This is a genomic window from Marinithermus hydrothermalis DSM 14884, assembly GCF_000195335.1.
Classification (GTDB): Bacteria; Deinococcota; Deinococci; order Deinococcales; family Marinithermaceae; genus Marinithermus; species Marinithermus hydrothermalis.
Genome location: NC_015387.1, coordinates 1,995,511 through 2,020,828, shown reverse-complemented (window position 1 = coordinate 2,020,828; position 25,318 = coordinate 1,995,511). Strand labels below are relative to the sequence as shown.

General features: G+C 68.2%; 21 protein-coding genes, 1 tRNA gene, 2 pseudogenes and 1 riboswitch. Of the genes and pseudogenes, 18 read left to right on the top strand and 6 right to left on the bottom strand.

Translation table 11 applies throughout. From position 1 onward, the window contains the following. Positions 1-3: 3 nt before the first annotated feature. The 3 genes from MARKY_RS10075 to MARKY_RS10065 form a co-directional block, all read right to left on the bottom strand. On the bottom strand, positions 4-636 hold the full coding sequence (locus tag MARKY_RS10075; RefSeq protein ID WP_013704777.1) for a DUF92 domain-containing protein: 633 nt from the start codon (positions 634-636) through the stop codon (positions 4-6). A 4-nt stretch (positions 637-640) separates the two neighbouring features. Beyond that, positions 641-2,848 carry a RelA/SpoT family protein gene (locus MARKY_RS10070; protein ID WP_013704776.1) on the bottom strand — a complete coding sequence of 736 codons (2,208 nt, stop codon included), beginning with the start codon at positions 2,846-2,848 and terminating at the stop codon, positions 641-643. A gap of 101 nt (positions 2,849-2,949) precedes the next feature. Next, a tRNA-Leu gene (locus MARKY_RS10065) sits at positions 2,950-3,037 on the bottom strand. A 555-nt stretch (positions 3,038-3,592) separates the two neighbouring features. Between MARKY_RS10065 and MARKY_RS10060 the strand changes: the two are divergent. The 14 genes and pseudogenes from MARKY_RS10060 (at position 3,593) to MARKY_RS09990 (ending at position 18,795) form a co-directional block, all read left to right on the top strand. Continuing rightward, positions 3,593-4,695, top strand: a pseudogene (locus tag MARKY_RS10060) (transposase). A 1,193-nt stretch (positions 4,696-5,888) separates the two neighbouring features. Next, a riboswitch (cobalamin riboswitch) is annotated at positions 5,889-6,049 on the top strand. A 130-nt stretch (positions 6,050-6,179) separates the two neighbouring features. Beyond that, positions 6,180-7,064 carry an ABC transporter substrate-binding protein gene (locus MARKY_RS10050; protein WP_013704774.1) on the top strand — a complete coding sequence of 295 codons (885 nt, stop codon included), beginning with the start codon at positions 6,180-6,182 and terminating at the stop codon, positions 7,062-7,064. Positions 7,065-7,079: 15 nt separating this feature from the next. After that, positions 7,080-8,093 (top strand): FecCD family ABC transporter permease, encoded by a 1,014-nt coding sequence (locus tag MARKY_RS10045; RefSeq protein WP_013704773.1) that lies wholly within the window; start codon positions 7,080-7,082, stop codon positions 8,091-8,093. Further along, positions 8,080-8,856, top strand: coding sequence for an ABC transporter ATP-binding protein (locus tag MARKY_RS10040; RefSeq protein WP_013704772.1), 777 nt, complete (start codon positions 8,080-8,082; stop codon positions 8,854-8,856). The genes MARKY_RS10045 and MARKY_RS10040 overlap by 14 nt, the downstream gene beginning before the upstream one ends. Positions 8,857-8,858: 2 nt before the next feature. Further along, positions 8,859-9,212, top strand: coding sequence for a hypothetical protein (locus MARKY_RS10035; protein WP_013704771.1), 354 nt, complete (start codon positions 8,859-8,861; stop codon positions 9,210-9,212). Positions 9,213-9,221: 9 nt separating this feature from the next. Then, complete coding sequence (locus tag MARKY_RS10030) at positions 9,222-10,568, top strand: cobyrinic acid a,c-diamide synthase CobB (protein ID WP_013704770.1); 1,347 nt, start codon at positions 9,222-9,224, stop codon at positions 10,566-10,568. Further along, positions 10,555-11,100, top strand: a complete 546-nt coding sequence (locus MARKY_RS10025; protein WP_013704769.1) for a histidine phosphatase family protein — start codon at positions 10,555-10,557, stop codon at positions 11,098-11,100. Before MARKY_RS10030 ends, MARKY_RS10025 begins: the two co-directional genes overlap by 14 nt. Beyond that, positions 11,097-13,046 (top strand): cobyric acid synthase, encoded by a 1,950-nt coding sequence (locus MARKY_RS10020; RefSeq protein ID WP_013704768.1) that lies wholly within the window; start codon positions 11,097-11,099, stop codon positions 13,044-13,046. Before MARKY_RS10025 ends, MARKY_RS10020 begins: the two co-directional genes overlap by 4 nt. Positions 13,047-13,051: 5 nt before the next feature. After that, positions 13,052-14,107, top strand: a complete 1,056-nt coding sequence (gene cobT, locus MARKY_RS10015) for a nicotinate-nucleotide--dimethylbenzimidazole phosphoribosyltransferase (RefSeq protein ID WP_013704767.1) — start codon at positions 13,052-13,054, stop codon at positions 14,105-14,107. A 2-nt stretch (positions 14,108-14,109) separates the two neighbouring features. Further along, positions 14,110-14,817 (top strand): adenosylcobinamide-GDP ribazoletransferase, encoded by a 708-nt coding sequence (locus MARKY_RS10010; RefSeq protein ID WP_013704766.1) that lies wholly within the window; start codon positions 14,110-14,112, stop codon positions 14,815-14,817. 87 nt (positions 14,818-14,904) lie between these two features. Continuing rightward, positions 14,905-16,206 carry an ABC transporter substrate-binding protein gene (locus MARKY_RS10005; RefSeq protein ID WP_013704765.1) on the top strand — a complete coding sequence of 434 codons (1,302 nt, stop codon included), beginning with the start codon at positions 14,905-14,907 and terminating at the stop codon, positions 16,204-16,206. A 112-nt stretch (positions 16,207-16,318) separates the two neighbouring features. Then, positions 16,319-17,209, top strand: a complete 891-nt coding sequence (locus MARKY_RS10000) for a carbohydrate ABC transporter permease (RefSeq protein WP_013704764.1) — start codon at positions 16,319-16,321, stop codon at positions 17,207-17,209. A 1-nt stretch (position 17,210) separates the two neighbouring features. Continuing rightward, a complete protein-coding gene (locus MARKY_RS09995; RefSeq protein WP_013704763.1) occupies positions 17,211-18,035 on the top strand; it encodes a carbohydrate ABC transporter permease in 825 nt (274 codons plus the stop codon). A gap of 55 nt (positions 18,036-18,090) precedes the next feature. After that, on the top strand, positions 18,091-18,795 hold the full coding sequence (locus tag MARKY_RS09990) for a glycerophosphodiester phosphodiesterase (protein WP_013704762.1): 705 nt from the start codon (positions 18,091-18,093) through the stop codon (positions 18,793-18,795). Positions 18,796-18,837: 42 nt separating this feature from the next. Here the strand turns inward: MARKY_RS09990 and clpB are convergent, their stop codons facing one another. Beyond that, entirely contained in the window at positions 18,838-21,405 is a 2,568-nt protein-coding gene (clpB, locus tag MARKY_RS09985) for an ATP-dependent chaperone ClpB (RefSeq protein ID WP_013704761.1), read from the bottom strand. Positions 21,406-21,577: 172 nt separating this feature from the next. On the opposite strand from clpB, the gene MARKY_RS09980 reads away from it, so the two are divergent. Genes MARKY_RS09980 through MARKY_RS09970 form a run of 3 tightly spaced genes read left to right on the top strand, consistent with a single transcriptional unit; the run spans position 21,578 to position 23,024 of the window. Beyond that, positions 21,578-21,961 carry an acyl-CoA thioesterase gene (locus tag MARKY_RS09980; RefSeq protein ID WP_013704760.1) on the top strand — a complete coding sequence of 128 codons (384 nt, stop codon included), beginning with the start codon at positions 21,578-21,580 and terminating at the stop codon, positions 21,959-21,961. After that, positions 21,958-22,275, top strand: coding sequence for a (2Fe-2S) ferredoxin domain-containing protein (locus MARKY_RS09975; protein WP_013704759.1), 318 nt, complete (start codon positions 21,958-21,960; stop codon positions 22,273-22,275). Before MARKY_RS09980 ends, MARKY_RS09975 begins: the two co-directional genes overlap by 4 nt. After that, on the top strand, positions 22,275-23,024 hold the full coding sequence (locus MARKY_RS09970) for a Clp1/GlmU family protein (protein ID WP_013704758.1): 750 nt from the start codon (positions 22,275-22,277) through the stop codon (positions 23,022-23,024). The genes MARKY_RS09975 and MARKY_RS09970 overlap by 1 nt, the downstream gene beginning before the upstream one ends. Positions 23,025-23,071: 47 nt before the next feature. On the opposite strand, the gene MARKY_RS09965 is transcribed toward MARKY_RS09970, so the two are convergent. Further along, complete coding sequence (locus MARKY_RS09965) at positions 23,072-23,290, bottom strand: cold-shock protein (protein ID WP_013704757.1); 219 nt, start codon at positions 23,288-23,290, stop codon at positions 23,072-23,074. Between the two features lie 85 nt (positions 23,291-23,375). Further along, a pseudogene (locus tag MARKY_RS12300) lies at positions 23,376-24,283 on the bottom strand (integrase core domain-containing protein); the annotation flags it as partial. A gap of 351 nt (positions 24,284-24,634) precedes the next feature. Here MARKY_RS12300 and MARKY_RS11825 point away from each other — a divergent pair. Further along, a complete protein-coding gene (locus MARKY_RS11825) occupies positions 24,635-25,069 on the top strand; it encodes a hypothetical protein (protein WP_148230426.1) in 435 nt (144 codons plus the stop codon). Positions 25,070-25,318 lie beyond the last annotated feature (249 nt).

Here is a 25,318-nt window from a genome sequence, read left to right as displayed (position 1 = left end):
AGGTTAGGCGAGCGCGAGCGCGACGAGCCCACCGAAGGCCGTCGCGATCGTGTTGTTGAGGTTGTTCCCCCACCAGGGAACGCGCTCCTCCAGGTAAAACCCGGTGAGGCTGTCCAGCACCGCGCCAGCCACACCACCCAGGAACACCGCCATGGATTGTGTCGCGAAGAACGGCGCAGCCAGGGAGAGGAGGGCGCTGCCCGCGAGGAGCGCGAGGGTCCCGTGGAGGCTCACGGCGGCGTTCGTGCCGCTCGGGACTCGTCCCCGGTCCGGCCGCCACGCCCAGGGGGCGGCGCGGCCTACCTCCGTGGCGAGCGTGTCCGCGAGGGCAGCTCCGAGCGCGCCCAGGAAGAAGGCGGGGCTACCCAGCGCGAGGGCGAGCGCAGCGGGCAGCCCGTTCGCGAGGACCTGAGGCGCGGTGCGCCCGCGCCGGTCCTCGCTGTTGGGGTTTCGGCGGCTCGCCCAGTGCCCCACCGCCACGAACGCCAGGAGGAGGAAGGCAGCAGGAAGCCCACCCCCGTACAGGACAAGCCCGCCCACGAGCCCTGCGGCCCACGCGCTGCCCGCGCGGAGCCAGCCGAGCCGTTCGGCCGCGAGCCCTACGCCGTACGCGAGCGCGAACCACGCCAGGAGCATGGGGTTACATTCGGGTGATCCGGCGGATCTCCGGGATCTTGCGGATGCCTTCCTTGATCCGCGCGAGTTCTTGCGCGTCCTTGACCTCGAAACGCAGCTGCATCGAGGCGGTCGTGCCGCTCACCTGCGTGTCCGCACTGAGAACGGACTTGCCCATCAACGCGAAGACGTTCAGCACGTCCCGCAACAACCCCGCGCGGTCGTCCGCTTCGATGTGGAGCTGCACCAGGTACGTGCCGTTTGTGCTCGAGTCCCACCGCGCGGCGAGGCAGCGCTCCGGCTGCTCGCGCAGCAGGCGCTTCATGTTCGGGCAGTCCGTGCGGTGCACCGTCACGCCCCGACCGCGCGTCACGTACCCTAGGATCGCGTCGTCCCGCACGGGGCGGCAGCACGAGGCCATCTTGATGGGCGCTTTGAGGTCCCCTTCGAGGTACACGCCCAGGTTCAGGGGTTGTTTCTTGTCGGGGGGCGGCGCGATGCGGGGCGTGCGTTCCTCCTCCGGGACCAATAGGCGCGCGACCTGCGCGGTGGTGACGCGCCCTTGCACGATCGCGAGGTACAGGTCCTCGGGGGAGGCGTGCCCCAGGAGTTTCTGCGCGATGGCCTCGAGCTCCGCCTCTTTGGGGAGGGGCAGGCCGCGCCGCTTGAGGTACTTCTCCAGGGCGCGTTGGCCTTTAACGAGCGTTTCACCGCGCTCTTGCTCGCGGAAGAAGTGCCGGATCTTGCTGCGCGCGGAGCGGGTCTTGGCGTAGTTCAGCCAGTCCTTGGAGGGGCCGGTGGAGGCTTTGGAGGTGATGATCTCCACGATGTCCGCGTTTTGCAGCTCGTACGAGAGGGGCACGATCCGCCCGTTCACCTTGGCCCCGATCATGCTGTGCCCGACCTCGGTGTGGATGTGGTACGCGAAATCCACCGGGGTCGCGCCTTTGGGAAGGTTGATGATCTGGCCTTTGGGCGTGAAGACGAAGACCCGGCCGCCCAGAAGGTCTTTCGTGACGGCCTCGACGAACTCCCGCGAGCTGGAGAACTCCTGCTGCCACTCCTGGATCGCGCGCAGCCAGCTCACGCGGCGCTTGACTTCCTCGGGGTTCGTCAGGCCTTCCTTGTACAGCCAGTGCGCGGCGATCCCGTACTCGGCGATGCGGTGCATCTCCCGCGTGCGGATCTGCACCTCGAGGGGCATGCCTTGCCAGGTGATGACCGTGGTGTGCAGGGACTGGTACCCGTTGGGTTTGGGCATCGCGATGTAGTCCTTGACCCGGCCGGGGATGGGTTGCCATAGCGCGTGCACGAGGCCGATCACGTGGTAGCACACTTGTTTTTCGCGGGCTTTGGCTTCCTCGGGGTCGCTGCTGGGGCGCGGATCAAGGATGACGCGCAGGGCGAGAAGGTCGTAGATTTGCTCGAGGGTTTTCCCGTCGCGCTCCATTTTTTTCCAGATGCTGTAGAGGTGCTTGGTGCGCCCCGTGACGGTGTACTCCTGCACCGCGAGTTTCAGCACGTAGTCTTTGGCGAGCGCTTCTTCGAGCGCGGCTTTGGCGCGTTCGACGATCGCTTGGTGTTCGGCGCGGTGGTGGCTGAGGCGCACCTCGAGGGCCGCGCACTCTTCGGGGTGCAGGTACCGGAACGCGAGGTCCTCGAGCTCCCATTTGATCTGCCCGATGCCGAGGCGGTGCGCGAGCGGTGCGAAGATCTCGAGGGTTTCGCGGGAGATGCGTTGTTGTTTTTCGGGGGGCATGAACTCGAGGGTGCGCATGTTGTGTAGGCGGTCGGCGAGTTTGACGATGATGATGCGCACGTCCTCGGTCATGGCGATGAACATCTGCCGGAGGTTTTCGGCTTGTTCGTCCTCGATGGATTCCGCGATCTTGGGGAGTTTACTGACTTTGGTTTCGCCTTCGACGATGCGCCGGACGGTGGGCCCGAAGCGGGCTTCGATCGCGTCGAGGGTGACGTCGGTGTCCTCGACCGTGTCGTGGAGGAGCCCGGCGATGAGGGTGTCTTCGTCCATCTTGAGTTCGGCTAGGATGCCCGCGACGGCGACGGGGTGCGTGATGAAGGGGTCGCCGCTTTTGCGGTGCTGTCCGTCGTGCGCGGTGAAGGCGAACTCCAGGGCTTCCTGCACCCGGTTGCGTTGTTGGGGGGTGAGGTAGCCGAGCTTGGGTTCGAGGTGCTTCCAGAGGGTGTGGGGTGTGACTAGGGAGGTCATCATGATCGCGGAAAAATGAAAAAGCTACTTTTATTCTAGCACGGGGAATTGTGGTCTGGGCGGGAATTGAAATGCGTAACCCCCCCTGGTTGGGGGGGGTGTTTTGGTGCCGGGAAGGGGACTTGAACCCCTACGGCCTTAGCGGCCACTAGCCCCTCAAGCTAGCGCGTCTACCAATTCCGCCATCCCGGCGTACCGACGCGCAAGGCTATATTAGGCACTTGGGCTTTTCTTGTCAAGTGCTTGGGGGGAATGCCTGGGGGGTTCTCGTGGGGTAGGTGGTAATCCCCTTACGAGGCTGACCTTTTTGCAACCTTCCACTACGAGGGCCGCGTCGTCGCCGCGGCGAACCCCGGCGAGTTGCAATCCCCTTACGAGGCTGACCTTTTTGCAACTCTGCCGTTTCGGAGGTCCGTCCTGGACGGGGTTTTTGAGGGCGTTTTGGACACCCCCCAGTTATCCACAGGCAATTCCCTGTGGATAACTCGGAATTAGCAGGGAGTGTAATATCGCGTTAATCCCATCCCTGACGCCAAAGCCCGTGTTTTCAAGGTCCGACCGGGAAAACCTCCCCCTCGCTGCACATAATCATACAACCCTCACCCCCCAAACGCGCAAGTCTAGGCGCGCAGCGACTCATGTAAAAAAGTCGGTTGACTCAAAACTTGCACTTATGCACCCTGGGGATACCTATGCGCCAGGACCACTTGAAAGGGGCCGCTGGTTTCCCGTCTGATGACGGGTGCCATGACCCAAGCGGCCCTGTCCCTACTTTGGACCCTCCTGGCCCTTTTGCCAAGCCCCCACCTCCAGGAATCCCTCAAGGCCCTGCTCTTGCTCCTCCTCCACGGCCACGGCAAGGCCAGACCCCAGCACAGCCAGGTCAAGTCCCCCTCCGCCCTCTCTCGCTTCCTCAACCGCTACCCCTGGCCCACCCGCGCTCTCATCCGCCTGGCAAGAAAAGAGGCCGAGAAAGCCCTGGACCGGGCCAGAAAGAAAAAAGGCCCCAAGCCCCGTCTCCTGGTGGTCCTGGACCTAGTCACTCTGGAGAAGCGGGGCCGTTTCCAGGCCCTGCCCCTCTCCTTTTTTCACGGCAAGTGGGGACTCCATCTGGTGGTCCTCTACCTCGTCTACCGGAGACCTCCGCATCCCTTGGGCCTACCGCCTCTGGCGGGGCAAGGGGGAGAAGGCCCTCTCCCGCCTGGCCCTAAGCCTCCTGGCCTCTCTGCCCCCCTGGATGCGCCGGGCCTTCCGGATACGGGTGGCCGCGGATGCGGCCTTTGGCACCACCTGGTTCCTTTTCGGGGTGAAGCGGTTGGGTTTTGAAGCGGTGGTGGGGATGCGGCGGGACCGGAGGCTGCGGGAAGGGGGGAGGCTTGGGGACCTCAGGCGGCAGGGGAGCCGGGGTCTACCTTTGGGGGCTTTCCTTCCCGGTCTGGGTGGCCTGGTACCGCTACCCCCTGCCCCAAGGGGGCTGGGAGTGGCGGTACGTGGTGGCCACCTTTCCCGCCACGCCCCGGACGGCGCTCACTTGGGGAAAGAGGCGGTTTGCCATAGAGCACTTCTTCCGCGCCGCGAAAAGCGAGTTCTCCCTGGGGCAGTTTGGGCAGCGGACGGCTTTGGGGGTGCACCGTTTTCTGGTGCTTTCCCTTCTGGCCTACCTGTTGGCCCACTGGGTGGGCATGGAGGGGGAAGGAAGCTGGCGGGAGGCCAGGGAGCGGGCGGCGCGGGTTCTCTTGCCTGAGCTCGTGGTGCAGGTCGCCCTGCGGGAGCTCTATGCCCTGGGTCTCTGGCCGCCGGGGGGAGGGGGTGAAGGTTTATGCGGGATATGCGGGAGGTGCAAGTTTTGAGTTGACCCTTTTATCCTCCCCACCAGGGGCCTCCACCAGCACTCTGGGGAAAGAGTTCCCGTAAGCCTTTCCCAGGGGCTCTTTTCCCCAATCCGCCGATGCCGCATCCGGTAAAGCCCCACCATCAACCAGGATTCCCCCACCTCCAGGCTCCGCAACACCCTCCGCCTGCGCCGCCGCCACAATCGCCCATGCCCTACCTCCGCCACGTTGTTTGTCCAAGGAGGCGGTACCTCGGCCCCCCAAGCCTCCTGCAACCCCTCCCAAGCCCGCACCCAGCCCTCCAAGGTCTTACCCCACCGGGGCAGAAGCTCCTTCCAAAAGAACGCCTCCCTCTCCCCAGGCCCAAGCCCCCGCAGCACCCTCAGACCCTCCCGTATCTCCCCCCACCGCCTTCCGGTCCACCTTGGCCCGTACCTCCCGCATCAGGTGGAAAGCGCACCGGGCCCAAAGCAGCCTCCGCCCCAACCAGCCCAACGCCTCCCCTACCTCCTGCGCCCCGTCCGAAACCACCCCCAGCCTTGGAGGTAACCTCCAAAGGAGCTCCCGCACCCGCTCGTAACGCCGCCGATGGCCAAGGTCTCCCCACAGCGGGCAACCCGTCCAAGCCTCAAAGTAAAGGTACCCGTACCCCTTGGGGCCCCGGCCAAAGGCCCATTCATCCACACTCCCCCAGTACACCCGCCCTCGGAGAAGACGGTTCTCCCGCTGAAGGAGCCGTTTGGCCCTGGCCCCCGCGGACCTGAGCCAGCGGAGGCGGGTGGGACGGGTGAGGGGGAAGCCCAGGTTCTTGGCGAGATCGTTTTGGACGCTTTCAGGGGCGCGATGGCTTGCGAGGATGAGGAAGTGCTCCTGGATGGAGATCGCGTACCAGCGGCTTCTAGGGCAGTCCTCCGGGTAGAGAGCTCGTTTCTGGCGCTTGCATTGGGCGCAGCGGATCCGTTTGACTCTGACTTCCTGGATGCCCCGAAAGGTGCGCAGCTTGCGTCTGCGGTAGCCCCCGCTCTCCTCACGGGTGGCTCCGCAGTGGGGACAGGGTACGATGGAGCTCGGGGAGTCCTCAGTCGGCTTCATGGCAGAACCAGACTAAGGGCTCCCCTCTTACTCAACCGAGTTTTTTACATGACCCCGCGCAGCTTGCGTTCTCCCTAAGGGGGTGCTAGCCTGAGCCTAGGCCCGCTTCAGGGCCACAACCCGGCCTTGAGGCCCCTGGTGCCTGGGCGCGTAGTCCAGGCTTAAAGTGGGGAAGTCCGGTGAAAGTCCGGCGCTGTCCCGCAACGGTAACCAGGCGAACCGTCGAAGCTTAGCGTCACTGCCTGGAAGCCCGAATACCTGCCAGGGGAGCCCCCCGACCCCAAGGGGGCGCCTCTCGCGGAAGGGGGAGACTGGGGATAGTGCATGCATACTACCCCTGCCTCCCGGCAGGGGATTCCATGTGCCCCACCTCCCGCACGCAGGGCCGGGGCGAGACGGAGGTGGAGAGAATGAAACGCATCCTCACGCTACTGGTTGGCTTCGTACTGGCTTTCGCGCTGGCCACGGAGTACCCGCTCCGCGCCACCGACGCGCTAGGGCGCACGGTCACCCTCGAGGCGGAACCCCAACGCATCGTGGTGATGCTCCCCTCAGCCACCGAGACGCTCTGCGCGATCGGCGCGTGCGACAAGATCGTCGCGACCGACAGTTTCTCCAACTGGCCGGAGGAAGTCCAGGACAAACCCAAAGCCGGGGGTTTGTACGACCCTAACATCGAACTCATCGCCTCCCTAAAGCCCGACCTGGTGATCACCTCCCGCTTCGGTAAACTCACCGAAACCCTCGAGCAAATCGGGATCACCGCGTACGCGGTGAACACCGAGACCTTCGAGGACATCTTCAAAACCGCGCGCGAACTCGGGCAGCTCGTGAACCGCGAGGCGCAGGCCGAAGCCCTCATCGCGCGGATCCAGCGGGACGTGTTCGCGCTCGAGTCCGTGGCGGCGAAGGCCGGCGCGAAACCCACGGTCTACTACGAGATCGACGCGACCCCGTACACCGTGGGGCCGGGCTCGTTCATCCACACCCTGATCGAGAAGGCCGGCGGGGAGAACATCATTCCCGCCGAGCTGGGGCTTTTCCCCAAGATCAGCCCGGAGCTCGTGGTGGCGAAGGACCCGGAGGTGATCGTGCTGGGGGACGCGCCGTTCGGCGTGACGCGCGCTTCGCTCGCGGAGCGCCCCGGGTGGGCGGAACTCAAGGCCTTGCGGAACGGCCGGGTGTGCGAGCTCACGCGCGATCAGACCGACCTCATTCACCGGCCGGGGCCGCGCGTCGCGGAGGGGCTTAAGGTCCTGATCGGCTGCCTGCACCCCGACCTGGACCTGGAGTAACGGGCGGGATTCGGGATGCCGCGCCTGCTCGTCTTCCTCGCCTTAGGGGGGCTTTTGCTCCTGGCCCTCGTGTTGGGCGTGGGGGTGGGCGCGGTGCCCCTTACACCCGGTGAGGTGCTCGGCGCGCTCTGGGCGGGCGTTCGGGGGCAGGAACCGAACCCCATCGTGTGGGAGATCCGCCTGCCGCGGGTGCTCTTGGGGATGCTGGTGGGCGCGGCCCTCGGGGTGAGCGGCGCGGCGTACCAGGGGTTGTTCCGCAACCCGCTTGCGGATCCCTTCTTGATGGGGGCGGCCTCCGGCGCGGCGTTCGGGGCGACGGTAGCCCTGGTGCTCTCCGGGAGCCTCGCCTCCGCGTACGCGCACCAGGTGGCCACCGCCTGGCCGCAGCTGGTGCCGCTCATGGCGTTCGTGGGGGCGCTTGGCGCGGTCGGTACGGCCCTGGTGCTCGCGGGCGGCGTGGCCCGCACGCACGACCTGATCCTCGCGGGGGTGGTGGTGGGCTCGATCCTGATCGGGCTCACCACCTTCCTCATGATGTGGGACGCCGACCGGGTGCGCGCGGTCTTCGCTTACACCCTGGGGAACCTGGCCTTCGCCGGGTGGGACGGGGTGCGCCAGGTGGGGGCGTACCTCCTCGTGGCGCTGCCGCCCTTGTTCCTCCTCGGGCGGGCGCTGAACGCGATGCAGCTCGGTGAGGCGGTCGCGAAGACCCTAGGGCTGCCCCTGGAGGTCCTCAAGCTCCTCCTGATCGCCGCGGCGACCCTCGCCACCGCCGCCGCGGTCGCCCAGGCGGGCATCATCGGGTTCGTGGGCCTCGTCGTGCCCCACACCCTCCGGCGGCTGGTGGGGGAGGACCACCGGTACCTCCTCCCGGCCTCCGCCCTGGGTGGAGCGGTCCTCCTCGTCCTGGCGGACCTTATCGCCCGCACCCTCGTGCGGCCCGCCGAGCTGCCGGTCGGGGTGGTCACGACCCTACTGGGCGGACCGTTCTTCCTTTACCTGCTGAGGAGGCAGCGTGGACGGGCCTAGCCTCCGCGCGGAACAAGTGCGGTTCGGGTACGGCCGCGCCGAGGTCCTGTTGGGGGTGGACCTCGAGCTCCGGCCCGGCGAGTGGCTCGCGCTGTTGGGGCCGAACGGCTCGGGCAAGTCCACCCTGCTGAACCTGCTGGCGGGGTTGCTCCGCCCCAGGGCGGGCCGGGTGCGGCTGGACGGACGGCCCCTCGCGGCCTACCCACCCCGCGCGCGGGGCCAGCGCCTCGCGTACCTACCGCAGAACGGCCCGTACCCCGCGGGCATGAGCGCGCGCGAGGTCGTGGGGCTCGGGCGGATCCCGCACATGGGCCTCCTAGGCCGGGAAACCCCGGAGGACCGCCGGGCGGTCGCGTGGGCCCTCGAGGTCACCGAGGCCCTGCCCCTCGCGGACCGGCCCCTCGGCACGCTCTCCGGGGGGGAGCGGCAGCGGGTCCTGCTCGCGCGGGCGCTCGCCGCCCGGCCCCGCTACCTGCTCTTGGACGAGCCCACGAGCCACCTGGACCTGCACCACCAGGCGGCCTTGCTGCGCTTGTTGCGACGGCTCGTAGCGGAAGGCGTGGGGGTGCTCACGGTGCTGCACGACCCGAACCACGCCCTGGCCGCGGACCGCGCCGCCCTCCTCGCCGGGGGGCGGGTGGTGGCCGAGGGACCGGCGGACGCGGTGCTTTCAGGAGGGGCGCTCGAGGCGATCTACGGGCGGGACGTGTGGGTGCGCCGCACCGCGGAGGGCGAGGCCGTGGTGCTGCCGCGCTGGAGGTGACGGTGCGCGAGAGCTTGCGCGCGACGAAGGAACTGCTCGTGCTGGACCTCGGGGAGGTGCGCCGGCTCGTGACGCAGGACGGGCCGCGGCTCGCGCGGTACGTGGTGGTCGTGAAGGCTCGCGGCGTGCGGGCCTGCCACCGGATGCAGCGGAACCGGTACCACCCGCTCCTCATGCGCCACGGCCTGCCGCCCCGGGAGGCCGTGGTGTACACCACACCCGCGGACCCCCTGGAGTTCGAGTGGCGCGAGGGCGCGGTCTGGCTTCCGGGCGTGGCCCTGTACCTCGAGGGCCCCCCGGAGTACGTGAGCACGCCGTACTACGCCTGGGTGGAGGACGCTCGGGGCGAAGGCTAGGGAGGGGGGATGCCGCTAGCGTGCCTTGTGATCGCCGCGCCGCACTCCGGGGCCGGAAAGACCACCGTGAGCGCGGTCCTCGCCGCGGCGTTCACTTCCATGGGCCTTGCGGTCCAGCCCTACAAGGTCGGGCCGGACTATATCGACCCCACGCACCTCACGGCCGCCGCGGGCCGCACCGCGCGCACCCTGGACGGGTTCTTCCTCGAGGAGCCCGAGCTGCTCGAGGTCTTCCGTCGCGGCGCGCTTGGCGCGGACCTCGCCCTGATCGAGGGGGTGATGGGCTTGTTCGACGGGGCGGACGCCGTGGGCCGCGTCGCTTCCACCGCGCAGGTCGCGAAGCTCTTGCGGGCCCCGGTGGTGCTCGTGGTGGACGCCGCGGCCATGGCCGGTTCGGTGGCCGCGTTGGCCCGCGGCTTCCGCGACCACGACCCGGAGGTTTGGCTGGCCGGGGTGATCGCGAACCGCGTGGGGGGCGAGCGGCACGCGGCCCTCCTCGCCGAGGCCCTCGAGGCCGCGGGGATCCCCTGGCTCGGGTACCTGCCGCGAGGGGCGGGCCTCGAGCTGCCCGAGCGGCACCTGGGCCTCGTGCTCGCGGGAGAGGCGCGGCTCGAGCGGGACCGGCTCGTGCGGGCCGCCCGGACGCTGGACCTCGAGGGCCTGCTGCGCCTGGCCCGCGCCGCTTCGCCCTTGCCCGCGCCGCCCCACCGCCTGCCCACCCAGCGGCGTGCGCCGCGGGCGCGCATCGGGATCGCGCGGGACGCGGCGTTTGGGTTTTACTACCCGGAGGTCCTCGAGGTTTTGGAGCAGCTGGGCGCGGAACTCGTGCCGTTCAGTCCCTTGACGGACCCCGAACCGCCCCCAGGCGTGGGGGCGCTTTGGTTGGGCGGGGGGTACCCCGAGCGTTTCGCGCGCGAACTCAGCGCGAACCGCGGGATGCGCGCCGCGATTCGTCACTTCAAGGGCCCCATCTACGCGGAGTGCGGCGGGCTGATGTACCTCTCGGAAGCCCTCGTGACCCCGGAGGGCGCGTTCCCCATGGTGGGCCTGGTCCCAGGCGCGGCGACGATGCAGGCCCGGCCCGTGCTGGGGTACCGCGCGGTCGAGGCCCTAGCGGACTCCCCCCTGGCCCGGCGGGGCTGGCGTCTTAAGGGGCACGAGTTCCACTACTCCACCCGCCCCCCCACGCCCCGCCCGGCCTGGCGGCAGGTGGGCGGCACGGTGGTGGAAGGGTACACCGACGGGCGGGTGCTGGCGAGCTACGTGCACCTTTACCTGCCCGCTGCGCCGGAGGCGGCCGAGCGGTTCGTGGAGGCCGCGTCCGGGTTAGGAGGAGGCGGGAATGCAAACCCTTGAACTCTGGCTCGTGCGGCACGGCGAGACCCCCTGGAACCGCGAGGGCCGCCTGACCGGGTGGACCGACCTGCCCCTCACACCCCGAGGCGAGGCGCAAGCCCGGGCCTTAAGGCCCTTCCTCGAGGGCCAGGCCTTCGCCGGGGTGTGGGCCTCGGACCTCGAGCGCGCGGTGCGCACGGCGGAACTCGCCTACGGGCGGCCGCGCCGGGACGCGCGGCTTAGGGAAATCCACTTCGGGCAGCTCGAAGGCGCCTTTTGGGAGACGCTCGAGCCGCGGTACAAGGCGGCCCTTTTAGCCTTTGAGGGTTTCCAAGCGCCGGGCGGGGAGTCCGTGCAGGACCTCGAGCGGCGGGTGCGGGGGTTCGTGGCGGAGCTCGAGCCGGGCCGGCACCTGGTGTTCACGCACGGGGGGGTGGTGCGCGGGTTGTTGCGCGCGGTGGGCGCGGACCGCTTCGTGCCGAACGCGGCGGTCGTGGGGGTGGACTGGACGCGGCGCGCGCTGCGCTTCGTGCGCGAGGAGGGGGCGGAATGAGCCGGGCCCTCATGATCCAGGGCACCACGAGCTCAGCGGGCAAAAGCCTCCTCGTGACCGCCCTGTGCCGGTACTTCGCGGACCGGGGGGTGCGGGTCGCGCCGTTTAAAGCGCAGAACATGTCCAACAACGCGCGCGTGGTGCGAGGCGGGGAGATCGGCAGCGCGCAGTACCTCCAAGCCCTCGCGGCCCGCGCGGTGCCCGAGGTGCGGATGAACCCCGTCCTCCTCAAGCCCGAGGCCGACACCCGAAGCCAGGTGGTGGTCCTCGGGCGGGCGGACCTCGAGCTCTCCCGGCTCCCCTGGCGGGCGCGCGCGGCGCGGCTTTGGCCCGTGGTGCGCCGGGCGCTGCGCGAACTCCTCGACGCGTACGACCTGGTCCTGATCGAGGGAGCGGGCAGCCCCGCGGAGATCAACCTCCAGGACGCGGATATCGTGAACATGCGCGTCGCGCACGAGGCCCAAGCTCCGGTCCTCCTCGTCGCGGACATCGACCGGGGCGGGGCGTTCGCGCACCTCTACGGCACCTGGGCCCTCCTGCCCCCGGAGGACCGCGCGCGGCTAAAGGGGTTCGTGCTGAACAAGTTCCGCGGCGACCCTGCCTTGCTCGAGCCGGGCCCGGCGATCCTCGAGGCGCACACCGGGGTGCCGGTGGTGGGGGTGTTGCCGTGGCTCGAGCACGCCCTGCCGGACGAGGACGCGGTGCGGTTCGAGGCCGCAGCGCGCCTGGGGCGGGCGGAACGGCAGCGCGTCGCGCTCGTGGTGTACCCGCGGGTCTCGAACGTGGATGAGTTCAAGCCCTTGGAGGCTCTGGCGGACCTGAGGCTCGCGCGGCGGCCGGAGGACCTCGAGGGGGCCGAGCTCGTGATCCTGCCCGGCTCGAAACACGTGGCTCAGGACCTCGCGTGGCTGCGCCAAACCGGGCTTGATGCGGCGGTGCGGGCCAAGGCCCGGGCGGGGGTGCGCGTCCTGGGAGTGTGCGGGGGGTTGCAGATGCTGGGCGAGCGCGTGCAGGACCCCTGGGGCGTGGAGGGGGCAGCAGAAGGCCTGGGCCTCCTGCCCCTCGTGACCGAGATGCATCCCGAGAAGACCCTGGCGAGGACCCAAGCGCGGTTCGAGGGCCTCGAGGCCCCCTGGGCCGCGTGGGAGGGGGTGGAGGTCGTGGGGTACGAGATCCACCACGGGCGCACCCGCTCCGTCGGGCCGGTCGCGGAGGTCCTGCCAGGCGGGCGGGGGTTCGCGCGGGGGAACGTGCTCGGGGTGTACCTGCACGGCCTGTTCGAGAATCCCAGCGCGACGCAAGCGCTTTTCGGGGGGGTAGCGCCGGACCTCGAGGCCACCTTCGCCGCCCTCGCGCGTTGGGTGGCGGCGCATCTGGACACCCGTTTTCTGGAGGAGCTCGTGACGAGAGGGGTGAGGATAAGGCGGCGCTTGATCGTGCTGCTGGGCGGCGCGCGGAGCGGGAAAAGCCGCAAGGCCGAGGAGATTGCGCGGGCGCTGGGAGGGGACGCGGTGAGCGTGATCGTGACCGCCGAGGCGGGGGACGCGGAGATGCAGGCGCGGATCGCGCGCCACCGCGCCCAGCGCAACCCGAACTGGGAGGTGCTCGAGGCGGTGCGCGACGTGGCCGGGGCCTTGGAGCGCGCGCGGCACGGGGTGGTGGTGCTGGACTGCGCGACGCTTTGGGTTGCGAACCTCCTCGAGGCGGGGGAGGCTACGGTGCGGCGGGAGGTGGCGTCCTTGCTCGCGGCGTGGCGGCGGGGCCAGAAGGCCTTGATCGTGGTGACGAACGAGGTGGGGATGGGCGTCGTGCCGGCGAACGCCCTCGCGCGGCGCTACCGCGACCTACTGGGTTGGGTCAATCAGCAACTCGTGGCCGCCGCGGACGAGGCGTACCTGATGGTCGCTGGGGCCGTGGTGCCCCTCAAGAACCGGACGTGGAGGTGATGGGAATGGAGCGGGTGCGGGTCGTTCCGATCGAGGCCGCTTGGGTGGAGCGGGCACAAGCGCGTCAAAACCGGTTGACCAAGCCGCCGGGAGCGCTCGGGTACCTGGAGGCGGTGGGGGTGCGCCTCGCGGCGATCCAGGAGACGCTCTACCCCGCGCTGGGAAAGGGCGCGGTGGTGGTGTGCGCCGCGGATCACGGCGTGAGCGCCGAGGGGGTCTCGGCCTACCCTCCGGAGGTCACGCGGCAGATGGTGCGGAACTTCCTGGCGGGCGGCGCGGCGATCAACCAGATCGCCCGCGCGGCTGGGGCGGAGGTGTACGTGCTGGACGTGGGAGTGCGGGGGGAGTTGCCGGAGCACCCGCGGCTCATCCGCGCTAAGGTCCGTGAAGGGACCGGGAACATCGTGCACGAACCGGCCATGCGCCTCGGGGAGGCCGAGGCCGCGATCGAGGCCGGGATGCACGCGGCCCGCCGCGCGATCCGCGAGGGGGCGGCGCTCCTCGCCGCGGGGGAGATGGGGATCGGGAACACCACCGCCGCGAGCGCCCTCACGGCGGGGCTGCTCGGCCTGCCTCCCGAGGCCGTGACCGGGCGGGGGACCGGCGTGGACGCGGCGACTTATCGCCGGAAGGTCCTGGCGGTGCGCCGGGCCGTGGCGCGGGCCGAGGCCCGGCTTGGGGACCTCGAGCGGGCCGATCCCCTCGAGGTGCTCGCCGGCCTCGGCGGCCTCGAGATCGCGGCCATCGCGGGGGTGTTCCTGGCGGGGGCGGAGGCCGGGCGGCCCCTGGTGGTGGACGGGTTCCCCGCTACCGCGGGAGCGCTCGTCGCGGTGCGGCTCGCGCCGGCGGTGCGGGACTACCTGTTCGCCGGGCACCGGTCCCTCGAGCCGGGGCACGCGCACCTGCTTCGGGCTTTGGGCCTCCGCCCCTTACTGGAGCTGGACCTCCGGCTGGGCGAGGGGACCGGGGCGGTCCTCGCGTTCCCCCTTTTGCGCGCTGCGGCCGAGGTGCTCGCGGGCATGGCGACCTTTGAGGAGGCGGGGGTGCGCGACCGGGGGTAGGGGTGCGCGGCTTCTGGATCGCGCTGGGATTCCTCACCATTCTGCCCACGCCGCCCTTGGGGCGGGTGGAGGCGGAGGAGTTCCGCCGGGCCGTGGCTTGCTATCCCCTCGTGGGGTACGTGGTGGGCGCGGGCCTGGTGGGGGTGTTTGAGCTGGCCTCAGGGTTTGTGGAGGGCCTGCGGGGGGCGCTCGTGCTCGCGGCGTGGCTGGCCCTGACGGGCATGCTGCACCTGGACGGCCTCCTCGACAGCGCGGACGCGCTTCTCGCCCCTCGTCCTCCGGAGGCGCGGCTTTGGGTGTTGCGCGACGTGCACCTGGGCAGCTTCGCGTTCGGGGTGGGCAGCGTGCACCTCCTCCTCAAGTGGCAGGCCCTTGCGGCCCTCGAGGCCTCCGCGGCGCTCGTGGCGCTGCCGGCCCTCGCGCGGTTCTGGGTGCTGCTCCCCATGCACCGCTACCCCGCGGCGCGCGGGGAGGGGCTAGGGGCTCGAGCGCGGGGCGGGGCGGGATGGAGGGTGGGGGCGCTTTTCACGCTGCCGGCCTTCGTTTGGGCTCCGGGGCTGGCGCTGGTCGTGGGGGGCGTGGTCCTGCTCGGGGCGGCCTGGGCGGCGCGGCGGTTGGGGGGCGGGCTTTCCGGGGACGTGTACGGGGCGCTCATCGAGCTTGGGGAGGTGGCGGGCCTGCTCGCGTGGGTGGGGTTGACGCGCGCTTGACGCGCGGTGGATAGCCTGGGCGCGAGCCTGACGGGATGGTATACTGTATGGGCCGATCCCATCAGGGACAGCAAAGGAGGGTTGTGTATGCGAGGCTTGGTCTGGTTGCTCGTGGCGCTCCTCGGCTTGGCGTTCGCCCAGGAGAAGGTGCAGATCACCTTCTGGCACGCGTTCGGGGGTGGGCGGAAGGCGTTTATCGACCGTATGGTGGAGGACTTCAACTTCACCCACCCGAACATCGAGGTGAAGGTAGAGTTTAAAGGCTCGTACCGCGACACCCTGAACGCGGCGATCCTCGCGGCGCGGCAGGGGAACCCGCCGCACATCATCCAGATCTTCGAGATCGGCAGCCAGCTCGCGCTGGACTCGGGGATCTTCGTGCCCTTCGAGGACTTCGTGCGAGACGAGGACTTCGCGCGGCTGGATGACTTCATCGAGCCCGTGGCCAACTACTACCGGATCGGCGGGAAGTTCAACTCGCTGCCCTGGAACTCCTCGAACCCCATCCTCTACTACAACAAGGACCTCTTCCGTAAGGCCGGACTCGACCCGGAGAACCCGCCCAAGACGTACGGCGAGGTCCTCGCGGCCTGCGAGCGCATCATTTCCTCCGGCGTCGCGCCCAAGTGCATCACCTGGCCGCTGCACTCCTGGTTCGTGGAGCAGTGGGTGGCGATGCAGGGCGCGCTGCTCGCGAACAACGAGAACGGCCGCGCGGACCGCGCGACGGACGTGTTCGTGAACAGCGAGGCCATGCAGCGCATCATGAACTGGTGGAAGGAGCTTTGGGACAAGGGGTACTACGCCTACACCGGGAAGCCCGAGGACTGGGACGGCAGCAACCAGATCTTCATCTCGCAGCAGGCCCCCATGCTGATCACCTCCACCTCGGACGTGACCTTCCACCAGACGGCGGCCTTCGAGAACGGGTACGAGCTCGGGACCGGGTTCCTGCCCGCGCCGGACGGGATCGAGCGGAACGGCGTGGTGGTCGGCGGGGCCTCCCTCTGGATGACCCGGGGCCACCCCGAGGAGGAGATGGAGGCCGCGAAGACCTTCCTCCTGTGGTTCACCAACACCGAGAACATGGTGCGTTGGCACAAGGGCACCGGGTACTTCCCCGTGCGGAAGAGCGCGGTGGACGTGCTCGAGTTCCAGCAGTGGTTCGAGCGCAACCCCGCGTACCGCGCGGCGTTTGACCAGTTGCTGCAGACCAAGGTGAACCGCGCGACCCAAGGGGCGTTGATCGGGCCGTTCCCCGAGATCCGCACGATCATCGAGGAGGCGGTGCAGCGGATCTTCGACGGCGTGCCGGTGGATCAGGCGTTGAACGAGGCGGACGCGCGCGCGGACCGCGCGTTGGAGCAGTACAACCGTTCGGTCGAGTAGGCGATCGGGCGGCGGAGCGTGGACCCCACCCGCGCGCGGGTGGGGTCCCGCGATGCACCGCGATTCGCGCTAACATAAGGGCGGAACACCCCAAAGGAGCGGAACACCCATCATGGATACGCACGCGGCATTCAAGAAACCCTGGCTCGCCTTTCTTTTGCTGCTCCCCAGTCTGGTGATCCTCACCGTGTTCTTGTACTACCCCACGATCCAGACCTTCGTGCTGTCCCTGTACCAGGTGGGGTTTTTGGGGCTCACCAAGCGGTTCGTGGGGCTGGAGAACTACCAGGTCCTCTTCACCGATCCCCTGTACCGCCGGATGTTCGTGAACACCGCGGTGTTCGCGGTCTCCACGGTCGCACTGAGCATGGCGGTCGGGCTTGGCCTTTCGATCCTCGCGAACCAGAAGGTCTCCGGGTGGCGGGTCTACCGGCTGCTCTTGATCTGGCCGTACGCCCTCTCGCCCGCGGTGGCTGGGGTGATCTTCCTCTTTCTCTTCAACTCCCAGTCGGGCATCGCCAACTACCTCCTCGGGCAGGTGTTCGGCGTGCGACCGGACTGGCTTTCCGACCAGCGGCTCGCCATGGTGGTGGTGATCCTGGCCGCGGTTTGGAAGAACATCGGGTACAACGTGGTCTTCTACCTGGCCGCCCTGCAGAACCTGCCGGGGGACGTGCTCGAGGCCGCTTTGATCGACGGGGCCACCCCGTGGCAGCGGTTTTGGCGCGTGACCTTCCCGTTGCTTTCCCCCATGACGTTTTTCCTTCTCATCATCAACACGATCTACGCCTTCTTCGACGCGTTCGCCTTCGTGGATCTGTTGACGCGCGGGGGGCCCGCGGGAGCCACGACGGTCTTGATCTTCAGCATCTACCGGGACGGGTTCGAGTTCTTCAAGACCGGGTTCGCCGCGGCGCAGTCGGTGGTGCTGTTCGCGATCGTGGTGTTCTTGACGGTGCTGCAGTTCCGTACCGGCGGCCGCCGGGTGCATTACGGAGGGTGAGATGTCCAAGCGAACGGCGAACCTCTTGGTGCATCTAGCGTTGTCCCTCAGCGTGGCCGTGGTGGCTGCGCCCCTGATCCTGGCCTTTATCTTCTCCACCCAGACCCCGGCGCAGATCTTTAGTTACCCGCCCAAGTTCACGCTGGGCACCGCGCTTTTGGAGAACTACCGCACGGCCTGGTACGAGTTCAACCTGGGGCGGTACATGCTGAACTCCTTCTACATCGCGATCGCGGTGACGGTAGGGAAGACCGTGCTTTCCTTCATGGCCGCGCTGGCGCTCGTGTACTTCCGCTTCCCCTTGAAGAACTGGGTCTTCACCTTCATCCTCCTCACCCTGATGATGCCCACCGAGATCATGATCATCGCGTTGTTCGACCTGGTCTCGGACCTGGGGTGGTCGAACACTTACGCGGCCTTGATCGTGCCGTTTCTGGCTTCCGCCACGGGCACCTTCCTCTTCCGCCAGCAGTTCTTGCAGATCCCGCTCTCCCTGGTGGACGCCGCCAAGATCGACGGCGCGGGGCCGATTCGGTTCGCTTGGAGCATCCTGCTCCCCATGTCCATGAACGTGATCGCGGCCCTCGCGGTGATCGAGTTCGTGTACATGTGGAACCAGTACCTCTGGCCGCTCATCGTGATTCGCGAGGGGGACCGGCAGGTGGTCCAGGTGGGCCTCCGACTCATGATGAACGTGGGGCAGGACGCGACCAACTGGGGGATCGTCATGGCCGGCGCGATCCTCGCGCTCTTGCCGGCGCTGGTCGTCTTCCTGTTGTTGCAGGAGCAGTTCAGTCGCGGGTTCGCGCTCAGTCAGGAGAAGTAGGGAAGAGGTGCGTAACCCCCGTTTCCCCCCGGGGCGTTCGGCATACCATAAGGGTATGCCCGCCCTGCCCTTCGCTTCGGCATCCCGCCCCGTACTCCTCGGACACCGCGGCGCGCCGCGCGTCGCGCGGGAGAACACCCTCGAGGCCTTCCAAGCCGCGCTCGAGGCCGGCCTGGACGGCGTGGAGTTCGACGTGCAGAAGACGCGCGACGGCATCCTCGTGGTGCACCACGACTTCCACGTGGAAGGCGCGGCCATCGCGGAGCTGGACTGGCCGGACCTCAACCGACGCGCCCCTTGGATCCCGCGCCTCGAGGCGGTCCTGGAGCTGTTGGACGCGTACCCCGAGGCGTACGCGAACGTGGAACTGAAAAGCCAGCCCCCCCGATCGGACGGGCGGGAGGCGCTGTTGGCGCGCGCGTTGCTCGCCTGGCCCGGCCGCGAGCGGGCCTGGGTCTCCTCGTTTGACCCGCTCGCTCTGGTGCGGCTTTGGCGGGAGACGAAGGAGATCCCACTGGGGCTGTTGTACGAGCAGCAGGAGATGCTCGCCTTGCGCTCCTGCGTGCACGCCGAGGCGGTGCACCCCCGGCGGGACCTGTTGGACGTGGACCAGGTGGCCGCGCTCAAGGCCCAGGGGCTCGCGGTGGTGGTCTGGACGGTCAACGACCTCGAGGAGGCCCGGCGGCTTTTGAGCTGGGGGGTGGACGCCCTGATCGGGGATGATCCCGAAGTGCTCCTCGCGGCGCGCCGGAACGTGTAGCGCGCCGCGGAATGCCCGCGGCGCGCGGTGCGCGGGGGGCGGTTAGGCCTGGGCGGGGGTTTGGGCTTCGAAGCGGAGGCCGGCCTCGCCGGGGCGCGCCACGACGCGGGCGCCTTCGGGGATGCGGCCCTCCAGGATCATCCGCGCCAGGGGCGTCTCCACCTCGCGCTGGATCACGCGCCTGAGGGGCCGCGCGCCGAAGGCCGGGTCGTACCCCCGCTCGGCGAGCCAGGTCTTGGCCTCGGGCGTGAGCTCGAGGGTGACGCGCTTCTCCTGGAGCCGGGCCTGGAGGCGCTGGAGCTGCAGGTCCACGATCCGCACGATCTGCTCCTTGGTGAGCGGCCGGAAGACGATGATCTCGTCCAGGCGGTTCAGGAACTCGGGCCGGAAGTGCTCCTGGAGCACGCGGAAGACCCGTTCGCGGATGCCCTCGTAGCTCGAGCCTTGCTGGATTCCCTCGAGGATGAGGGGGCTGCCGAGGTTCGAGGTCAGGATGATGACCGTGTTCCGGAAGTCCACCACCCGCCCGTGCGAGTCGGTGAGCCGGCCGTCGTCGAGGATCTGCAGGAGGATGTTGAACACGTCGGGGTGGGCTTTCTCGATCTCGTCGAAGAGGATGACCGTGTACGGCTTGCGCCGAACGACCTCGGTGAGCTGGCCGCCCTCCTCGTACCCCACGTACCCGGGGGGCGCGCCGATCAACCGGGCGACGGCGTGCTTCTCCATGTACTCGGTCATGTCGATGCGCACCATGGCCTCCTCGCTGTCGAAGAGCGTGGCGGCCAGGGTCTTGGCGAGCTCGGTCTTACCCACCCCGGTGGGGCCCAGGAACAGGAAGCTCCCGATCGGGCGGTTGGGGTCCTTGAGGCCCGCGCGGGCGCGGCGGATCGCGTCGGCCACCGCGACGATCGCCTCGTCCTGCCCCACCACCCGCTTGCGCAGCTCGTCCTCGAGGCGCACGAGCTTCTCCCGTTCGCCCTCCAAGAGCTTCGCGACGGGGATCCCGGTCCAGCGGGAGACGACCTCGGCGATGTCCTCCTCGGTGACCTCGAGGCGCACGAAGCGGGCGTGCTTGAGTTTTTCGGAGAGGGCCTCGACCTCGTGCTCGAGCTTAGGCAGCACGCCGTAGCGCAGCTCGGCGGCTTTGTTCAGGTCGTAGGAGCGCTCGGCCTGTTCGATCGCGGTGCGGGTTTCGTCCAGCTTCTTCTGCGCTTCGCGGAGCTTCTGCAAGGCCTCGCGTTCCGCCTCCCACTCGGCGCGCATCTGGGCGATCTGGGCGTTGAGCTGCTCGAGCTCGTTCTCGATCGCCTCGAGCTGCGCGCGGGAGTCGGGGTCTTTCTCTTTCTTTAGGGCCTCCCGCTCGATCTCGAGCTGGAGCTTCTTGCGCTCGAGGGTGTCGATGGCTTCGGGGCTGGACTCGAGCTGCATGCGGAGGCGGCTCGCGGCCTCGTCCACCAGGTCGATGGCCTTGTCCGGCAGCCGTCGGTCGGTGATGTAGCGGTGGGAGAGGACGGCCGCGGCGACGATCGCGGGGTCCGCGATGCGCACGCCGTGGTGCACCTCGTACTTCTCCTTGATCCCCCGCAGGATCGAGATCGTGTCCTCAACGCTAGGCTCGTCCACGAGGACCGGTTGGAAGCGGCGCTCGAGGGCGGCGTCCTTCTCGATCTCGCGGTACTCGTCGAGGGTGGTGGCGCCGATCAGGCGGAGCTCGCCGCGGGCGAGGGCGGGTTTGAGCATGTTGCCCGCGTCCACCGCGCCTTCGGCTTTGCCCGCGCCGACGATGGTGTGCAGCTCGTCGATGAAGAGGATGACCTCCCCTTGGGACTGGATGGTCTCCTGGATAACGGCCTTGAGGCGTTCCTCGAACTCGCCGCGGTACTTGGCCCCGGCGAGGAGGCTGCCCATCTGCAGCGCGACGATGCGTTTGTTCTTGAGTCCTTCGGGCACGTCGCCTTTGACGATGCGCTGGGCGAGGCCCTCGACGATCGCGGTCTTCCCCACGCCGGGCTCCCCGATGAGGACGGGGTTGTTCTTGGTGCGGCGCAGGAGGATCTGGACCGTGCGGCGGATCTCCTCGTCCCGCCCGATCACCGGGTCGAGCTTGCCTTCTTGCGCGAGGCGCGTAAGGTCAACCCCGTACTGTTCCAGGGCTTGGAAGGTGCCTTCGGTGTGTTCGCTTTCCACGGTTCTCCCCCCCCGTATGGCTTGGATGGCTTGCTTGAGCTGGTCCGCCGGCGGGAGGCCGGGGTGGCCGGCCTCGGCCGCGGCGAGCAGCAGCAGGTCCACGGCGACGAACCGGTCGCCCCACTCCTCGGCGAGCTTTTCGGCCCGCTCAATGGCTTTTGCGAGCTGGCCCGAGAGGTACTGGCCGGGTTGGGCGCCCTCCACGCGCGGGGCTCGAGCGAGCGCCGCCTGGGCGGCCTCGAGGGCGGCCTTGGGGTCCTGGCCCGCCCGCTCGAGGACGCGGGAGGGCAGCCCGTTGGGCTCGCGCAGTAGCACGGCGATGAGGTGGGGCAGGTCGATCTGCTGGTGCCCCATCTCGCGCGCCAGCACCTGGGCTTGGGCCAGGGCTTGGCGGGAAGCTTCGGTCCATTTCTCTAGGTTCACGGTTCTCCTCCTCCCAAATCTAGCCTAATCCAATCATATAGGTTGATATTACTATTGTCAAGTTTTTGTGGGTGATTGCTTTAGGGAATGGGTTGCCCTTAGCCGGGCTAAACCTGGTAGCTTAAGGCATGCTGAGCCCGAGCCACGGGCTCGAGACCGGAGGTGGTGTGGGGTGTCCGAAGCGCGCACGCTCGAAGTCGTCTTTCCCGAACACACCAACCCCCTAGGCGCGGCCTTCGGGGGGTTCGTCCTCGGCCTCATGGACAAGGTCGGCTCCTACGCCGCGGCCCGCCACGCGGAAAACCCCGTGGTTACCGTCGCGGTCGGCCGCGTCGAGTTCAAGGTCCCCATCCGCAGCGGGGACCTCCTCGAGATCGTCGCCCGGGTCACCCGGGTGGGGCGCACCTCGATCACCGTCGCGGTCGACGTGTACAAGGAACGCTTCGGCGGGGGGGAACGCACCCGCACCCTCGCCACCACCGGAGAACTCGTGTACGTCGCCGTGGACGAGAACGGCCGCCCCACCCCCGTCCCGCCCCTAGAAAAACAGGCATGAAGCCCACCTACTACCCCACCCGCGCGCACCTGCTCTTGTGCACCGGGCCCCGCTGCCGCGCCCGCGGCGCGGACACGGTCTTCCGTTACCTGTGGGACGCCCTGGAACGGGAGGGCCTCGCCTACTACAAAACGGGCGGCACGCTCCGCCTCACCGAGTCCAGCTGCCTCGGGGCCTGCTGCTGCGGCCCCATCCTCCTCGCCTACCCCGCCGGCGCCTGGTACCACGGGGTGACGGTCCCGGCCGCCCTCGAGGTCGCCCGCGCCCTGCACGAAGGCCGCGACCTCCCCGAAACGAACCGGTTCGACGAGTAATGCGGATCCTGCTCGTAGGCCCCACCGACGTCGGGAAGACCACGCTCAGCCTCGAGCTCGCCCGGCGCGCCGCCCGCCGGCACGGGGCGGCCTACCGCCTCGACCTGGACGTGGGGCAGGGCGACCTGCCCGGGGCCTGCACCCTCTTCCGGCACACGCCCCAAGGCGCACACGTCCTCCGCCGCGCCCTCGTAGGGCGCGTGAGCCCCATGGGGGCGGGGCTCGAGCTGCTCGCGGCCTCGCTGCGCCTCGCGCGGCTGGTGCCCGAACCCGCGTTTTTGGTGGTGGACACCGACGGCCTCACCGAAGGCGCGTTCGCCCGCGCCTTGCGCTACCACCAGGCGGACGCCGTGGCCGCGCGGGAGGTTTGGGTGATCGGCGCGGAGGGCCTGGCCTCGGTCTTCGCGGGCCGGGAGGACCTCAAGGTGCGCGTCCTCCCCCCGCCCCCGGGGGTGCGCGAGAAGCCCCGGGAGGAGCGCCGCCAGCGCCGCGCCGCGCGGCTCGCCGCGCACTTTGCCGGCGCGACGCATCGCGTGCTGCCGCTGCCTGTACCGGACGCCCGCCGGTTGTGGGCCCTGCTGGACGCGAAGGGGTGGTTGCTCGGGTACGGCCGCGTGGAGGCCTACGCCGGAGGGCTGGGCCTGATCCGCACCCCGGTGCGGGGGCGCGTGGCGCGGCTCGAGCGGACCGAGCTCGCCGCGACGGACGCGCCGGGCGTGCACCGGCTGCTGCCGGGTTGGTCCCCGTAAAGGATAAAGGCCCCGGGGTTCCGGGGCCTTGTGGTCACGAGGTCAAGCTAGTACTGGCTCGCGGGCTCCACCACGGTCACGTTGTCCGCCGCGGGCCCCTTGGCCGCCTGCTTGATCTCGAAGGTCACGACATCGCCCTCGTTCAGGGTGCGGAAGCCGGTGCCGTTGATCGCGCTGAAGTGCACGAACACGTCCCCACCGCTTTCACGCTCGATAAACCCGTACCCTTTTTCCGCGTTGAACCACTTTACTCGACCCTTTTCCATTACTACTCCTTCTTCCAGCCCCGAAAGGCCCGCGCAGGGCTGAGGTGCTAGACTGCCCGTGGGGCCACCTCAGTTTTGCCCTGAGCTACTGGAGTCTACCATGCCCGGAGCGAAAAGTAAAGGGCGTGTAGTCGGCCAACACATCTGAGACTCCCTGGGGACCGGCTCCTCTTGCATCATAGCCAGGAACTCCAGGGGAGCCAGACCGTTTAGGGCCCGGTGCGGTCTCCTTCGGTTGTAGTGGTCCAGGTAGGCGTCGAGTTTTTGTTGAAGCTCGGGGATCTTCGACGGCAGGGGTCGGGTGTAGAACTCATCCCTAAAGGTCCGCTGCATCCGCTCCACGTGCCCGTTCAGCTTGGGGCTTTTGGGCGGCAGCACGAAAAGCTGCAGGCCCAGGCGTTGGCAGGTCTCTTCAAACTCGGCCATGAACTCACTTCCGCCGTCAACCTGAATGGCTTTGACGGGGAAGGGGGCTTGCGCAACCCGGTGAGCCAGGAAGCTGGCCGCCAGGTTGGCCGTGGCTTTGGTGTGGAGTTCCGCAAGGGAGAAACGTGTGAAGAGGTCGACGGCCGAGAAGTGCTTGATCGTCTCCCCAGGGCCCAAGGTCACGGTCAGGGTATCTACCTGGATAAGGTCCCCAGGGTGGTGGACCTCGTACCCCTTGGGCTTTTTCTGGGCGTAGGGGCGCCGGGTCTTCCTCTTTACCTTTCCCCGCCGGGCCCGCGCCAGAAAGGCGGCTACCCTTTCCACCCGGCCGTGCGCCTCCAGGTAGGCCAGGATCCGCCCCACGGTGCGCTCGCTGACCTCAAAGCCTTGCCTCCTCAAGCTCAGCCAGATCGGCCAGCGCCCCCAGGTGGGGTTTTGTTCCCTAAGGGCCTCGATCTGGACGAGGAGCGCAGGGGACCCGTGCACCTTTCGCCGCGGGCGCTGGGGTCGCCGGGACCGGGGCGCGAGGCCCTTAACCTTCTCCTGCTTGAGCCTGTGCTGCCAGCGTTGGGCACGTTGGAGGCGTTCCTCAACCGGCGCAGCAGTAAATAGAAAGGCACTGAGGAAGCTCGCCGACTACCTCGCGATGCGGTTAAAGGACGGCCATAGCCGCGCCTTCTACGTCAAGCCGCTCTGGAGGGCGGCGCGCCTGGAACGCAAGCCCGGGGTCCTGGTCGCGCAGGTCGAGCGCGTGGAGGCCGACCTGCGGGAGGGCTGGACGCGAAATCCGAGGGCGCTTCTGGCCTACCGCCTTTCGGCCTGGGGGGTGCGATTTCACTTGACTTTTCCAACTTCCATATGTTAGGAATTTTTCCCGTAAACTCTTCCATCTCTTCTTGGCTTCAGGAGGGGTTGGGTATGAAGAAAGGGCTTGCGGTTCTCCTGGTCTTCGGGCTTCTCCTCATGAGGGTGACCCCCGCGCTGTCGGCGGGGGAGCGGGTGGAAGAGGTATTCCCCCAGCAGCGTGAAGCGATTATCGAAGTCGTAACGCCAAATGGGCTTCCTCTAAGCGACGAGGACCTGAAGGATGCTCGAGGGCAGTGGGAAAACGTCGTAATTGGTGCTGTAGCTGGAGCTGCGTTCGAGATTTATAGACAAATAACATCAAGTGATCGTGTTAGGGATTGGGGAGATGTGGCAAGGAGTGCAGCTTACGGCGCAATTACAGGTGCTGTGGGGGGGCTTGGTGGCTCGGTGCTTGAGGCGTTCGCAACTGGTCGAATTGGAGCAGGCTTCATCGCAGGAGGGCTAGCGGGTACTATCGAAGGGCACACGACGCGGAAGAGTCGTTAATCGTTACCTACGTCGATGGGACCATGCCTGTCAAGGCCTTGAGGTACTTACTTTGGTTTCTGGCTACTCTGGCTCTCGGGTTGATAGCCCATTGGTTGGTCGGCTGGCCGGAGGGTGACTTAATGGACGTTTTGCGTCAAAGCGCTCTGCTTGGCGCTGCGGTTATTACCGCGATAGTCGTTTCGGAGAAACAAGCAGAAAATGGTTCTGCGCATGGCTGAGTTTCTGGAAACAATGCTTGCTTTCCCT